Source organism: Paenibacillus sp. FSL R7-0313 (genome assembly GCF_037969885.1).
Lineage (GTDB): Bacteria > Bacillota > Bacilli > Paenibacillales > Paenibacillaceae > Paenibacillus.
The window spans coordinates 3,072,875-3,087,067 of the sequence record NZ_CP150219.1; the positions used below are offsets into that span (position 1 = coordinate 3,072,875).

The following is a 14,193-nucleotide window of genomic DNA, read 5'->3' on the forward strand; positions in this document are numbered from 1 at the left end:
CTTGTATAAATGAACATGCAATGTCAGGGAAATTAGTTTTTTTATCCTATTGAAGTTTTTTCATGGAAATGTGTATATAGATAGAGGCATATTAGATCATAACACATCACAAAACACGGGTTTACCGTAATATGAGGAGATTGTACATAATGCATGACACACAGATTGAAGATTGGTTGAAACTCGCAGGTGGCAAGGAGAACATCAAGCTTGTAGAACATGATAAGGGCACAACGACGCTGGTAATAAAGGACAGTACTCAATTGAACATGTCTATTCTTGCTTCCTCAGATGTCGTGGCAGATATTCGGATAACGGGTGAGCAGTGCCATCTGGCAATAAGAGATGAATCTTCACTTATCTACAATACGTTACTGGGTATGGACGCTTGGGAATCGACAACGACAGCGTTGCAGGAAGAAGGACACACGAAGAAGAACAGATTCTCGATCTTACATTTTGTATCCGATGTGTTCAGGCCCTTGATGCCTGCAATTCTCGGAGCCGCTGTTATTAAAATTATAATCGCCATTATTGCGTTAATGGATACGTACAGTTCTGCGGATTCTTCTGTATTGATGGACAGCCAGACCTTTACGATCTTCAGGATCATTGGAGACGGTGTATTTTATGTACTGCCTATATTGGTAGCAATCAGCACAGCGTATCGGTTGAAGAGCAACATCTATGTTGCTGCATCGATTGGCGGACTCATGTTTTATCCGGAGATGACGATGCTGATGTCAGGGGAAAAAGAGGTGCATTTCCTGGGTTTGCCACTGGTGTCCCAGCCTGCTTTTTACTCTACGCCCATCTGGGTCATTCTAACGATCTGTGTAGCCGCCTTCTTGGAAAGAGTTGTTGAACGATGTAGTCCAAAATTTTCCAAAGGGATGGTTGCTCCATTCCTGACGTTACTGATTCTTGTTCCGCTAGTATTGATGATTCTTGGTCCAGTCGGCACCTGGATTGATGAACATCTGCCGGAGGCATTGGATACACTAGTAACTAATGCTCCAGTGGTGTCGGTGATGTTACTGGGAGCGGTCTTCTCACTGATGTTAATTACGGGATTACACTACTGGATAATTGCCATCATCATTAATGAAATGGTTATGAATGGTGGTTCTATGGTGATTGCTGCCATGTTAGTGGCGATTGTAGGACAAGCAGGGGCTGCGCTTGCAAACGCTTTGCATTCGAAAGAGCCAGCATCCAGAAGACTTGCTTTCTGGGCAACGGGAACAGCCCTCCTTGGAGTTGTAGAGCCTGCATTGTATGCGGTCAACATGAGAAAAAGATCCTCTTTCTACGCTGCATTGCTGGGTGGAGCTGCGGGTGGACTGTATTTAGGACTGTTATCTGTCAAGGCATTTTCTATGGTGGGGAATCCGAGCTTGGTCAGCCTCCCTCTCTTCATCGAAGAGGGTAGCCTGAATCTGTTACACACATGCATTGGTGTGGTTATTGCTTTCGGTGTCTCAGGTGGACTGACGTATTGGATGGCAAGAAAAGGACAGAAACGGGGACAGGGGTCACCGAAGGCCAGCATTGAGTAATACGTAAAACGTACTTTTGAAAAAGTAGTGTTAAAGTTGTAAGAAAGAGCCTATACCTGATGGTACGGGCTCTTTTGAGTTTTATCTGAATAATACAAGTATGAAATGCTCAGTAGCTGTCCACCATTTTATTCAAGCCATAGCTTGTTGGTTATGGAGTTGTCATGTATTTTGATATAGTGAAACCTATAAATCTGGATTACTAATCCCTTTGAAAGGATAACCTATGTCTGACAACATGGAATGGATTGCGCAATGGAAGTCAACGAATGCACTAAGCAACGCATGGATAACAAAAGGCGAGCTGCATCACTTTCCCAGTCACACCTTGATATTTATCATTGATGGAAAAGCGATCTGGAATATAAATGGACACCGAGTTCACGTCTCCTATGGTGAATTAATTGCGCTTGAAGAGAACTCTGTAATGGAGGTCATTGAAGGTGGCAACCTGGATCTGGCAGGCTGGCATGTTCAGTTCGATACATATTCGGTGCTGCATGATCGACGGGAAGCTGAGAAGTTTGAATGGCGGTTACCGTCAGGAGAGGCGTATCAGAAAGTGCAACTGTCCGGTGGAGGTCTGGCAAGTATCATTCAGCATTGGAGTGAAGTACATACACAGGATCAGAGTGCAGAAAGGGTTGGCCATCAGCATTTGTTATATGAGTTGTTAAGTAATCTATATCGGAAACAGCCGGATAACGAGTTGAAGCCAGAACACGGTATACTTCGCTCCATTGACTACATGCAGCAGCATTATGATCAGGTCATTACACGTACACAGTTAGCTCAGATTGCCGGAATCAGTCCATGGCATTACTCCCGCAAATTTAGCGAGCGATATGGTAAGCCACCTCTGGATTATCTGGCACACTACCGAATCTACCGTGCGCAGGAAGAATTGATATTAACAGCTGCAACCTCACAGGATATTGCCAAAAAGACTGGATTTGAAGATGCTCATTATTTTAGCCGACGCTTCAAACAACTGACTGGCGTATCACCTAAGATATATAGGCAGACGATGACGCAGCGCAAGATCGTATCACTTTCTCCAATCTGTGCAGAAATTATGATTCATCTGGGTGTCATCCCCCATGCCGTAGTGGTCACCCCGATCCTGTTGTCCCCACATCATCATGAACAATTTACAGCGTATGGAGTAGAGATGCTGGAGGTAACACAGTATGAGGTGGAGATAGAACTTGTTCGACAAATTCAACCGGAGATGTTGATAGGAAGCGTATTGACGGAAGAGGTCAAAAGGGAGCTGCGCACAATTGCACCGATTCTAACTGGACTTCATCAAGATGTAGAACCAATGCTCGATCAATTGGCAGTCTGGTTTCTTAAAGAAGAAGAAGCTTATAGACTGCATCAGCAGATGAAACACGAAGTCAGCGTAGCTAAGCAACAGTTGCAACCCATCATCCAATCCGCGGCCACAGTCATGTTGCTAAGGGTAGAAGCGTTTGGTTATCGATATCTGGGTGGGCATTCACACGGGGTATCACACTTGTTATATGAACAGCTTGGATTAACACTGCCGCAAGCACTGGATTCAGGTACAGCCTGGTTTAATCCTTGTTCGCTTGAACTACTGACACAAGCCAATCCCGATTATGTGTTTGTGGAGAAGCGGATCATGCAGCACTTCAGCGCTGAAGAGAATATGAGGAAACTATGGGAGAGTCCGCAATGGAACGAGCTGAAGGCTGTGAAAAATAATCGGGTATTTTACGTAGATACTCACCTGTGGGTAGACGGTCACGGAATTACGGGTCACACTCTGATTCTAAATCAGATCGTTCGCCATCTTACGGAACCTTTTCATGAGAGAGCACAATAATCCAACCGAATACGCACGATATGCTATGGAAGCAACACTTCTTATTTGATACTATTTGATAATAATTATCATTATCAATGTACATAAGGGGCGAAGTATATCATGTCACGAAGATTTAAAGGGTTAGCCATCATGCTGTTGGTGATCAGTATGATGCTGGCGGCATGTTCCGGTGGAACTACTGAAGGGAACGCTACAGCTGGAACAGCAGGTACTCCAACTGAAGGAGCAACGAATACAACAGAAGAAACAGCGACTGAAAGTGGGACTAAGGTGGTGAAGGATCAGTTTGGAGAAGTAACGATTCCAACTCATCCTCAAAATCTGGTTGTGTTTGATTCGATCTATGCCGAGTATCTGATTGAAATGGGTGTTACACCTCAAATCGTTTTGTTAACTCCAGAAGTTGAAGCGGAATATCGCCCTGATTATTTGAAAGAACATGGAGTCCAGATCATTGAAGTTGAGCAATATCAATATAATTATGAGCAGTTGCTTGCGTTGTCACCGGATATGATCCTTGCAGCTGGCGAAGGTATGGAACAGGGCGTATATGATGAATTGTCCAAAATTGCTCCTACGGTGGCACTGGATGCCAACAGTGAAATGAAACGTGCTATGCCAAAGCTGGCTGCCATATTTGACAAGACCGAAGAATCTGCCAAAGTATTGGCTGAATTTGATGAGAAAGCCTCACAAGCGAAAGAGAAAATTGCGGCAGCCCTGGGAGACAAGACCGTATTGGTTCTCCGGGTAGAGCACAATCGTTACCGTTTCATGGGTCCCAAAGGAGGAAGCAGCAGTGTTTTCTTCTATGATATCCTGGGTCTGAATAGCCCTGAAGCGATCAAAGACTCTACAGATTGGTTTAGCCAGTTCTCACTGGAGTTTTTGCCTGAGATGAATCCAGATTATATTTTTCTGGAAGATAGAACCCTCGTAGGTTATGACACGAAGAAATCCATGGAAGATCTGAAAGCAAGCCAGGTGTGGTCGAATCTGGAGGCTGTGAAGAATGATCATGTCTTCCCGTTGAAGACAAGCCAATTCGTATCCGGTGTGGGTCCGATTGGATCTGTAAAATTGATGGACTATGTTGTTGAAAAGTTGGTGCCTTAAATGACAACGGAGACACAATTAGACATCTACGATATTACGATCATTGGTGGTGGGCCTGCTGGCATGTATGCCTCATTTTATAGTGGTATGAGAGCCATGCGTACCAAGATCATCGAAGCCAAGCAGGAACTGGGTGGATTCATGCGTACGTACCCGGAGAAGCTGATCTGGGATGTGGGCGGGATTGATCCGATTCGCTGTGAGAAGCTGATTGAATCGCTGGAGAGACAGGCGAGAACGTTCGATCCAACGATTGTATTTGGGCAGGAAATAGCCGAGCTTGAACGACGTGAGGATGGTGTATTTGTACTCATTTCCAAAACAGGCGAACGTCATTACACACGTACCATCCTGTTATGTGCGGGCAGAGGCATGACCCAGGTGCAAAAGCTGGATGTCGAGGGTGCCAATCGGTATGAGCTGACAAATCTGCACTATACCGTAACTGATCTATACCGATTTGCCGGGAAGCGTGTTCTGATCTCAGGCGGCGGCGATTCCGCAGTCGACTGGGCGAATGAAATAGGCAAGATCGCAAGTGAAGTTACAGTAGCACACAGACGTCATGAATTTACCGGACATGAGTCGCCTGTTGCTCAGATGAAAGCTCAAGCCAACGTCATGACGCCATATACTATCTCTCGCTTATACGGTAAAGGTGATAAAATCGATCGTGTCGAGTTGGCCCATGTAGAAACCGATGAGATCACACATGTCGAAGTGGATGAAGTTGTTGTAAGCCATGGGTATGATCGTGATTTTGGTAACCTCGTGCAATGGGGGCTAGCGCGTGAAGACTACGGCGTATCTGTTGATCAGCGCATGCGTACCAACATTCCAGGCATATTCGGAGCAGGTGACTTTATCACTTATGGAAGCAAAGTCAGGCTGATCGCAGGTGCTTTTAACGATGCGGTGCTCGCCGTCAACAGCGCCAAGACGTATCTGGAACCTGCTGCTTCCGATATGGCAGGTGTATCCTCTCACAATGCCCGGTTCTATGAGAAAAACAAAGCACTATTGTAAAATAAGAAGAACCTGTGCGAAAGGGATAAGCATAGCAAAAGCCAGTCAAACATCGAGAATATCTCGTGTTCGACTGGCTTTTTTATCTGCATTTTATATTGAAAATGGGTCTATACATTCATGTTATAGACTGGATTCATAGACCAATTTTCTCATTATGGGCACTAAAATTTTCTAATTTATAGTTAATAGTCTATGCCCCTTGTGATGGATACACATAGTATGGGGAGAAATATCACGGAGGTGAGTTCATTGTTAAATCGTCATGGAAAACGCATTTGTAGACGTAAATTTAAACAAAGCATGCATTGTCGTGTTAAGGTTAAGGTGGTAAAGGTTAGACCTAAGGTTGTTGTTAATGCACCGCAAGGCGCTCAAGGAACTTCTGGACCAATAGGACCGATAGGTCCAAAAGGGGCAACTGGCGCTCAAGGGATACCGGGACCACAAGGACCGATAGGTCTCAGAGGAGCGACCGGTGCTCAAGGGATACCGGGACCACAAGGACTGCAAGGGATTCCGGGTATACAAGGGCCAGTCGGGCCAGCAGGCGCGCTCGGAGCAGTGGGTCCAGTAGGTCCAGTAGGTCCAGTGGGTCCAGTAGGCCCAGCAGGAGCAACAGGTCCGGCCGGTCCAGTTGGGGCTGGAATATCCGATTTCCTAAGTGTTTTCCGAGCAGATCCTGGCACAGGCACAGACACAGTACCTGGCAACTCACCAATAACTTTAACCGGGGTTTTGGCTAATGTTGGAGGTGCATTCACTTTTGTGCCGCCGTCCTCCACGATAACAATCAATGAAACAGGAAGTTACTTGATCTCTTTTAGCATTCATAATCAGGGCAATGCGGATTTCAACCTCACGGTAAATGGAACGCCCATAACACCTGTGCCATTCACAGGTAATGGAGGTGGACCTATATCTGCTGAAGTTATTGTTACGGTTACAACGGTTCCGACGACGATCCAGCTGGTAAATGCGAATGCAACTCCTGCACAGTTGCATAACAATCTAAATACCACTGTGACCATTCTAAAACTGACTCCTTAATTCGGATTCTCAATATAGTCTATGTCAGCATAAAAATAAAAGTTTATGTGTTTTATCCAGTCAATAAGTCTATTTATTCAAAAAGATAGTCTGATTTATCGGGGGCTTGAGAGTGGCGGGACGATGACATTAAAGGGCATCGCCGCTACTCTCTCCGTTTTCGAAGCTAAGCTCCCCAAGTCTGGGTAAAAGAATCACGGTGCTAGTAGCTACCGAAGGTATGGGGGCACTAAGATTACGACCGTCTTTATGTTCAAGCTGGACAAGATACTTAAGCAAGTGGATAGTTACTTTTTAGCTCTGCATAAGGACGGATACGATTTTTTCATCCAAATTGATGAGGATGGCTATTCGGATGGAATGTTTGAAGAGTATGTCTTTGGTTATGGGGCACTGTACTTGCTTGCCAATTCAGTGAATGTAGATGGACAGATCCCATCGCCGGATTTTGGCAGTACTCGTAGATTGAAAATAAAACCAACATAAGTTGTCCATGTTGTTGATTAACATCTGGGGAATAAACAGATCCATACTTAGCTATCGGTTATCCCACAAAAGGCTGTTTATTTGCTGATTGAAAGAGCTTTCATTTCATCCGTATACTAAAGGTGTTAACAGGTTGGGTGTCAGAATGAGGCATTCATCGTAATAGGAAAGGATGATATGAAATGGGCAGATTAACTGGAAAAGTTGCAATTATAACCGGTGCCGCAAGTGGAATGGGATTGGCAGGGATTCAATTATTTGCAAGAGAAGGAGCCAAGGTAGTGGCTACCGATGTGGCGATCGAAGCTTTGGAGGAACAGGTTAAACAGATCGTAGCCGATGGCGGGGAAGCCATTGCGTTGAAGCTGGATGTATCCAGTCCAGAGTCCTGGAACGCTGTTGTGGAAGAAACCGTATCGAAATTCGGAAAAATAGATATTCTGGTCAACAATGCCGGAATTCATATGGCCAAAGGCATTTTGGAAGCCGAGCTAGAGGATTGGGACAAGGTTATGTCCATTAATGGTACAGGTGTATGGCTCGGCATGAAGGCAGTCATTCCTTATATGCAGAAGAATGGACAAGGTTCCATCGTTAATACCTCTTCCATAGCAGCAATCATTGGTGGAATAGCAGATGCCCAGGGCGCAGCTTATAGTGCTTCCAAGGGATCTGTACGTTCATTGACCAAACACGGGGCACAGTGGTTTGCCAAAGACAATATTCGTGTGAACTCCGTACATCCGGGTGCTGTGTTTACGGGGATGGTGGAGAAAGCAGGCATCAAATCCCAGGTGGAGATGGGGGAGAATTACAAAAATCTTGCTCCACTGCCTCCACATGCTGGTGAATCTATGGATATTGCTTACGCCTACCTGTTTTTGGCATCTGATGAATCCAAATTCATTACAGGTGTTGAGTTGCCTGTAGATGGTGGCTGGATCAGCAACTAATTAAAATAAATGTTTCGACATGATAAAGAGGTACTGTATCTCAAGCTTCAGGGGAGACAGTACCTCTTTTTAAGAGCAGATCCCACTACAGAGTCATGGCATAACTTTATCTTGATGGACTCGTTGCAGAATGGAGATTAGACCGATAAATCTCTTGGGAACGGTTCATGCGTGTGAATTCCAACAGTTGTTCAGCCATATAGGAGGCGCTGTATTTGAAGTTGCTTTTCACCCAACTCGTAACTAAACCAAGAACGGCATTAGCCTGATAACAGGCGAGAAGTTCCTTATCCAACCGTGGATCAGGTGACAGATCGGTCACATCCTCCAGATACAAGTTCTTAAGTGTTATATAGAGTGTATCCCTGAAATCCAGTAGCACGTTAGAATTAACCAGCAATGTATAGAAGGAGGCATGAGCCAGCACATGGTCGAAAATTTGAATTGCTGAGGCGTTAAGGTCCTTAATATCGAAATCTCGGAAATGCTGATAGGGTGCTCGATAGGCTAATTTTAAATCGTCAATCACGTCATTTAACAATTCATCAAACAGGTCTTCTTTGTATACATAATGCTTATAAAATGTGCTGCGGTTCAAATCCGCGGATTTGACAATATCGGTGATGGTTATACTGGCCAATGGCTTACGGGACATCCATTCCAGAAGGGCTGACTTCAGAGCATGTTTGGATTTGTGTACTCTTCGATCGGTGTCAGATACAGATGGAGACTTAAACATATACACAACCTCCCTTACTTATCAATGATACAGTGCACAGGCAGCAGATTACGCTTACTACAATACAAAAATGTGAATATATGGTGACTTTGGTGTCGTAAACTGTCCGTATCACTGTGTTCTACCTTATAATAAACCAAAACGGACGAGGAGATGGACTCCAGATGAAAAAACAAATATGGATCTTTGCAGGTATTGCAGCTGTGATTGTAATCGGAACCTATCTGTTTGCAAGTAATACGGGCAAGGAAGAGGCGGGTGCAGCCAATGCGCCCAACATCCGAAAATTGGTGGAAGATATCAGCACAGGAAAAGAGACACCCGAATCTGCCTCCATCAATGCCAAACAGTTAATCGTAACCGATCAAGATAAAAAGACCACTACATACGATTTGCCTGAAAATGAATTTTTCCTTTCCATTGCACCCTATGTGGATCAGACCCATCCCTGTGCAATTCATAGCTTGACCGGTTGTCAGGGGGAAATGAGCAATAAGGAATTCAGTGTTACCATTCACGATTCTCAAGGCAACACTTTTATGAAAGATGAAGTGATGAAGTCTGGTGCAAACGGATTTATGGATTTTTGGGTGCCTAGAGACAGAACCTATCTGATTCGTATTGTTCGAGATGGAAAGGTTGCGGAAACGCAATTGTCTACATACGAAAATGATAATACATGCATCACTACGATGCAGTTGAGTTAATGCAAACAGCAAACAGTAGAAGGGAAGGATGGCTTTTGAGCTCTCCCTTTCCTTTTTTATTTCATAAAAGAATTGGAATAAGGTACTTTCCATTGACAAAAATCCATTCCTACGGCATAATCCAATAGTGATAATGATAATTGTTATCATATAAATACATATTAACAGGGGAGAATAGAGATATGAAAAAAGGGTTGAATGGACTGTTGATTATGCTGGCCTTTGTGCTGGTTTTGGCGGGCTGTGGTAAAACCACGACTACAACAGATACAAGTCAAGGTAGTGGCTCGGGTAGTGCTCCGGCTGAAGAGACAGCAGGTCCTGTTACTGTGAAGCATAAACGTGGAGAGCTTAAGCTGGACAAGCCAGCAGAACGTGTCGTTACGCTTGAATGGACATATACGGAAGATGTTGTTGCCCTGGGTGTTCAACCAGTAGGTAACGCAGATAACGCTAACTATAAAGTGTGGGTAACATCCGAAGCAGCACTGGATGACAGTGTAACGGATATCGGAACACGCAGTGAACCAAATCTGGAAGCTATTGCTGCATTGAAGCCAGATCTGATCATTGCTAATGCAGATAATAACACGGCGGTCTACGATCAGCTTAACGCGATTGCGCCAACGATTGAATATGATCCGTATGATGGTGACGGCTATGATTATGACAAGATGACAGAGATCTTTAATAACATTGCAACAGCTCTCGGTAAAGAAGACAAAGCAAAAGAAGTTCTGAGTAATCTCGATCAGCACTATGTAGAAGCCAAAGAAAAACTGGCTGCTGCGGGGAAAGAAAACTTTAACTTTGCACTGACACAAGCGTTCACATATCAAAATGCAGTCAGCCTGCGTATGTTTACCGATAACTCGGTTGTGATTGGTACTTTGGACAAAATCGGACTGGTTAACGATTGGCAGCCGGACAAAGTTGAAAACTATGGCTTCTCTACAGTAGGCATTGAATCCTTAACCGATGTGAAGGACAGTAACTTCATTTATATTACACAACCAGACGATGACGTCTTTGGCACAGCCATGAAAGATAACTCGGTTTGGAACGGACTGAACTTTGTGAAGGAAAAACGCACATATCAACTCGATAGCACAACATGGACATTTGGTGGACCCATCTCCTCCAAAGTATTGGTTGATGGGGTAGTCGAGGCGATTACCAAATGAGTTCGGTTCAAGGATCTAAGCCAGCTATGAATTGGCGCACAATAAGCATATATGGGGGCGGTCTAACCGCTCTCATCGTGCTTTTTTTTGTAAGTCTGTGTTATGGAGAAGCATCCATTCCTTTGCATGTCGTTTGGGACGCTCTTACAGGCAGACAGGATTCATTAGAGCACAATATGGTCTGGGACTTGCGCATGCCGCGTACAGTGATCGGTATTCTTGCGGGTGGCGCACTGGCTGTTGCGGGCGCTTTGCTGCAAACGATTACTCGTAATCCACTGGCTGCTTCAGATACGCTGGGCATTAATGCGGGAGCATACTTTGTGGTGGTGCTGGGAGCTATCGCTTTTCCAGGTCTATTAAGTCAGTCACCTTTTCTTTTCGCAGCCCTGGGTGGTTTGCTGGCAGCATTTGCGGCTTATTTCATGGGCGGCGGACGAACATCAAGCCCGGTTCGACTTGCGTTGTCCGGTATGATTGTATCGATGGTCCTTGGTTCATTTACGAGTGCATTACATATTTTTTTCTCCATGGAGACACAAGGGTTGTTCCTTTGGGGTTCAGGAACACTTGTCCAGAATGACTGGAGTGGTGTGTTTTATGCTTTGCCTTGGGTGGTTGGTATTACCCTTCTCGCATTAATCCTGTCCAGACAGTGGGATATGCTGGAGTTGGATGAATCAACGGCTTCTTCCTTGGGACAAAAGGTTGCATTGGCTCGTGCAGGAGGGTTAATCCTCGCTGTATTGCTGGCCGCCGTGATTGTCAGTGTAATTGGACCGATTGGTTTTGTGGGATTGGTTGCACCTCATCTGGTTCGATTGAGTGGTGTACGTTCTAATCGATTACTTTTACCCGGTGTGTTCATATGGGGCGCAGCGCTCCTGGTTGGAGCAGATGTCCTCGCTAAGATGGTGCATAACTCCAGCATGGAACTGCCAACGGGTGCCGTTATGGCGATCATTGGTGCACCGTGGCTCATCTGGCTTGTTCTTACACGTATGAAGGCTGCAAACGGATCAGGCATGTCAACTTCAATGAGCACAGGAGGAGCTGCGCGTCGCTTTGCATTTGGCCCGATGGCTGTATTATTCTCAGTCATAACGGTCGTGCTTATCTTGCTCAGTACGATGTTTGGCGGTATGCGAATTCCGCTGGCTGATTGGTTACCAAGTCTGTTCCAATCGGATGGACTGTTCTCCGCGCTGATTCAGCTTCGGATTCCGCGTACACTTGTTGCCGCAGGTGCAGGAGCTGCCCTGGCAATCAGTGGTGTGCTCATTCAGATGGCGGTACGTAACCCGCTGGCAGATGCTTCAATTGTGGGTGTGTCCTCAGGTGCAGGGCTTGGAGCGATGATGGTCATCATCTTATGGCCAGGTCTTCCGATATACTTGTTGCCAATTGCGGCAATCATCGGTGCAGCCATTGCTGCAGTGGTTGTGTTCTCCCTCGCCTGGAAGAAAGGACTGAACCCTTCGGCGGTTGTGTTGCTGGGGATCGCGATGTCTGCCATTGCTGGAGCAGGTATTCAGATTCTGATTGTCCGTGGTGCGGTATACGGTAGCAGCGGATATATCTGGCTGACAGGAAGTACCTATGCTCGTACCTGGGAACAGGTGAGGGTTATCGGATTATTTTTAGTTATTCTGGTACCGGTGGCTTGGTGGCTTGCACGCAGATTCGAACTGCTGGTATTTGACGACAATAGTGCATCCGGGCTTGGTCTCGGAGTACGTCGTACACGATTATTAGCCATGACAGTTGGTGTATTACTTGCAGCAGGTGCGGTTGCTTGCGTAGGAACCGTTGGTTTTATCGGCCTGATTGCACCACATATGGTACGGCTACTGACGGGGAATAAGTTAAGACGATCCATGTTCCTATCCGCATTAGCGGGTGCAGTCATGCTGGTGCTCGCCGATACCATCGGCAGAACCGTCATGGCACCGACAGAGATTCCATCAGGCATACTCATTGCAATCATCGGAACACCGTACTTCCTGTATCTGATGTATCGTTCTAACTGGCGCAAGTCTGTATAAATCGTTGAAACAAGAAGCCTGCTCCCCGAGCAGGCTTTTGCTGTCACGTGGTACCATTCAGCCGCTACCTTAAATCACCTAATGCAATGAATGTCTGCTCCCGCACGAAATGACAAAATCCCCTCACGTCTACAAGAAGTAGAGATCACGTTATCAAACGTGAAACTCTTACTCCCTGTGGACCTTGAGGGGATTTTTGCTTGAGCACATTCGAATCGTACTCCCGTTAGCTGGATTTCAGAATCCCGCTGTCATCGACGGATTGTACCGCTTGTTGTAATATTTCATTATCCTGAACGAGGGCGAAGCGCACATACCCTTCCCCTGAAGGACCAAAGGCACTTCCTGGCGTTGCAATGACTCCTGCATGTGTAACCAGATCCATGGCAAATTGCTCTGAGCTGTCGTAGTGAGCGGGAATGCGGCTCCAGACGAACATCGTTGCTTCAGGTTTGGCAATCGGCCAACCGAGATTGCTGAAGCCCTCACAGAGGATGTCTCTGCGTTGTTCATAAATAGCTCTGACCCGTTCAACCTCGGATTGATCACCGGTAATGGCGGCAATTGCTGCTTTTTGGATCGGAAGGAACATCCCGTAATCCATATTGGATTTTAGCTTTTTCAGCATGGAGACCATGGTTGTATTGCCCACACAGAAGCCGATTCGAGCTCCAGCCAGTCCGTACGTTTTTGATAGAGAATTGAACTCCACACCGACGTCCATGGCGCCAGGGAACGCAAGAAAGCTTCCACATGACTTTCCGTCAAACACAAGCTCGCTGTACGCATTATCGTGAAGCACGATAATATCATACTTCTTGGCAAAGGCAATCAGGTCAAGATAGAATTGATCCGGTGCCATCGCGGTTGTTGGATTGTTGGGATAGGAGACCAGCATGAATTTCGCTCGATGAGCGATATCTTCCGGTATATCCTGAAGCTGAATAACATACCCGTTTTCTTCTTTTTGCGGCATATAATACAGTTCTGCACCTGCCAGTAACGGCCCATCCGCGAAGACGGGATAGCAGGGGTCAGGGACCAGCACCAGATCACCTTCATCGACAATGGAGAGGGATATATGTGCCAGCCCTTCCTGTGAACCGAGCAAGGAACAGATCTGTGTTGCCGGGTCTAACTCGACCTGATAGCGTTGCTTGTACCAATCGCTTGCAGCTTGCAGCAACTCACTCTGATCATTCACTGCATATATATAATTAGCCGGATCAGCTGCGGCCTCACATAGTGCAGTTATAATATGCTGCGCAGGTGGGATATTCGGCGTACCCACACTGAGATCAATAACCGGCAGTCCGTTCTCCAGTCTGCGGCGCTTGATCTCCAGCAACCGGGTGAAAATTCCTTCGTTGAAATGATCCATTCGTTTAGCAAAGTTCATGATGATGATTCAGCCTCCAATCCTCTTCGTACGCATATTCATTAATAATAAATGGACAGCGACTAAAAGAGAAG

The 14,193-nt window shown here is 45.8% G+C and carries 12 protein-coding genes; 10 read left to right on the top strand and 2 right to left on the bottom strand.

All coding sequences use genetic code 11. The features are described 5' to 3' along the window. Positions 1–149 precede the first annotated feature (149 nt). From NSQ38_RS13515 to NSQ38_RS13545, 7 genes are all read left to right on the top strand, one after another. Positions 150–1,559 carry a PTS transporter subunit EIIC gene (locus NSQ38_RS13515; RefSeq protein WP_339789936.1) on the top strand — a complete coding sequence of 470 codons (1,410 nt, stop codon included), beginning with the start codon at positions 150–152 and terminating at the stop codon, positions 1,557–1,559. Positions 1,560–1,785: 226 nt separating this feature from the next. After that, positions 1,786–3,411: a helix-turn-helix domain-containing protein gene (locus tag NSQ38_RS13520; RefSeq protein WP_339789938.1), complete on the top strand. Its 1,626-nt coding sequence runs from the start codon at positions 1,786–1,788 to the stop codon at positions 3,409–3,411. A gap of 102 nt (positions 3,412–3,513) precedes the next feature. Then, a complete protein-coding gene (locus NSQ38_RS13525; RefSeq protein ID WP_339789939.1) occupies positions 3,514–4,530 on the top strand; it encodes an ABC transporter substrate-binding protein in 1,017 nt (338 codons plus the stop codon). Beyond that, the gene (locus tag NSQ38_RS13530; RefSeq protein WP_339789942.1) at positions 4,531–5,556 is read left to right on the top strand and encodes an NAD(P)/FAD-dependent oxidoreductase; all 1,026 of its coding nucleotides are present in this window, start codon (positions 4,531–4,533) and stop codon (positions 5,554–5,556) included. A gap of 327 nt (positions 5,557–5,883) precedes the next feature. Beyond that, on the top strand, positions 5,884–6,606 hold the full coding sequence (locus NSQ38_RS13535) for a collagen-like protein (protein WP_339789944.1): 723 nt from the start codon (positions 5,884–5,886) through the stop codon (positions 6,604–6,606). A gap of 249 nt (positions 6,607–6,855) precedes the next feature. After that, positions 6,856–7,092: a hypothetical protein gene (locus NSQ38_RS13540; RefSeq protein WP_091028144.1), complete on the top strand. Its 237-nt coding sequence runs from the start codon at positions 6,856–6,858 to the stop codon at positions 7,090–7,092. Between the two features lie 182 nt (positions 7,093–7,274). Further along, positions 7,275–8,045 carry a glucose 1-dehydrogenase gene (locus tag NSQ38_RS13545; RefSeq protein ID WP_339789947.1) on the top strand — a complete coding sequence of 257 codons (771 nt, stop codon included), beginning with the start codon at positions 7,275–7,277 and terminating at the stop codon, positions 8,043–8,045. Between the two features lie 106 nt (positions 8,046–8,151). Here NSQ38_RS13545 and NSQ38_RS13550 read toward each other — a convergent pair whose 3' ends face one another. Further along, positions 8,152–8,784, bottom strand: coding sequence for a TetR/AcrR family transcriptional regulator (locus NSQ38_RS13550; RefSeq protein ID WP_091028151.1), 633 nt, complete (start codon positions 8,782–8,784; stop codon positions 8,152–8,154). 164 nt (positions 8,785–8,948) lie between these two features. Between NSQ38_RS13550 and NSQ38_RS13555 the strand changes: the two genes are divergently transcribed. The 3 genes from NSQ38_RS13555 (at position 8,949) to NSQ38_RS13565 (ending at position 12,720) form a co-directional block, all read left to right on the top strand. Then, on the top strand, positions 8,949–9,491 hold the full coding sequence (locus tag NSQ38_RS13555; RefSeq protein WP_339789949.1) for a CueP family metal-binding protein: 543 nt from the start codon (positions 8,949–8,951) through the stop codon (positions 9,489–9,491). A 182-nt stretch (positions 9,492–9,673) separates the two neighbouring features. Next, positions 9,674–10,675 carry an iron-siderophore ABC transporter substrate-binding protein gene (locus NSQ38_RS13560; RefSeq protein WP_133385711.1) on the top strand — a complete coding sequence of 334 codons (1,002 nt, stop codon included), beginning with the start codon at positions 9,674–9,676 and terminating at the stop codon, positions 10,673–10,675. Further along, positions 10,672–12,720: an iron ABC transporter permease gene (locus NSQ38_RS13565; RefSeq protein ID WP_338588107.1), complete on the top strand. Its 2,049-nt coding sequence runs from the start codon at positions 10,672–10,674 to the stop codon at positions 12,718–12,720. Before NSQ38_RS13560 ends, NSQ38_RS13565 begins: the two co-directional genes overlap by 4 nt. 226 nt (positions 12,721–12,946) lie before the next feature. Here the strand turns inward: NSQ38_RS13565 and NSQ38_RS13570 are convergent, their stop codons facing one another. Continuing rightward, a complete protein-coding gene (locus NSQ38_RS13570) occupies positions 12,947–14,119 on the bottom strand; it encodes an aminotransferase class I/II-fold pyridoxal phosphate-dependent enzyme (protein ID WP_091028159.1) in 1,173 nt (390 codons plus the stop codon). Positions 14,120–14,193 lie beyond the last annotated feature (74 nt).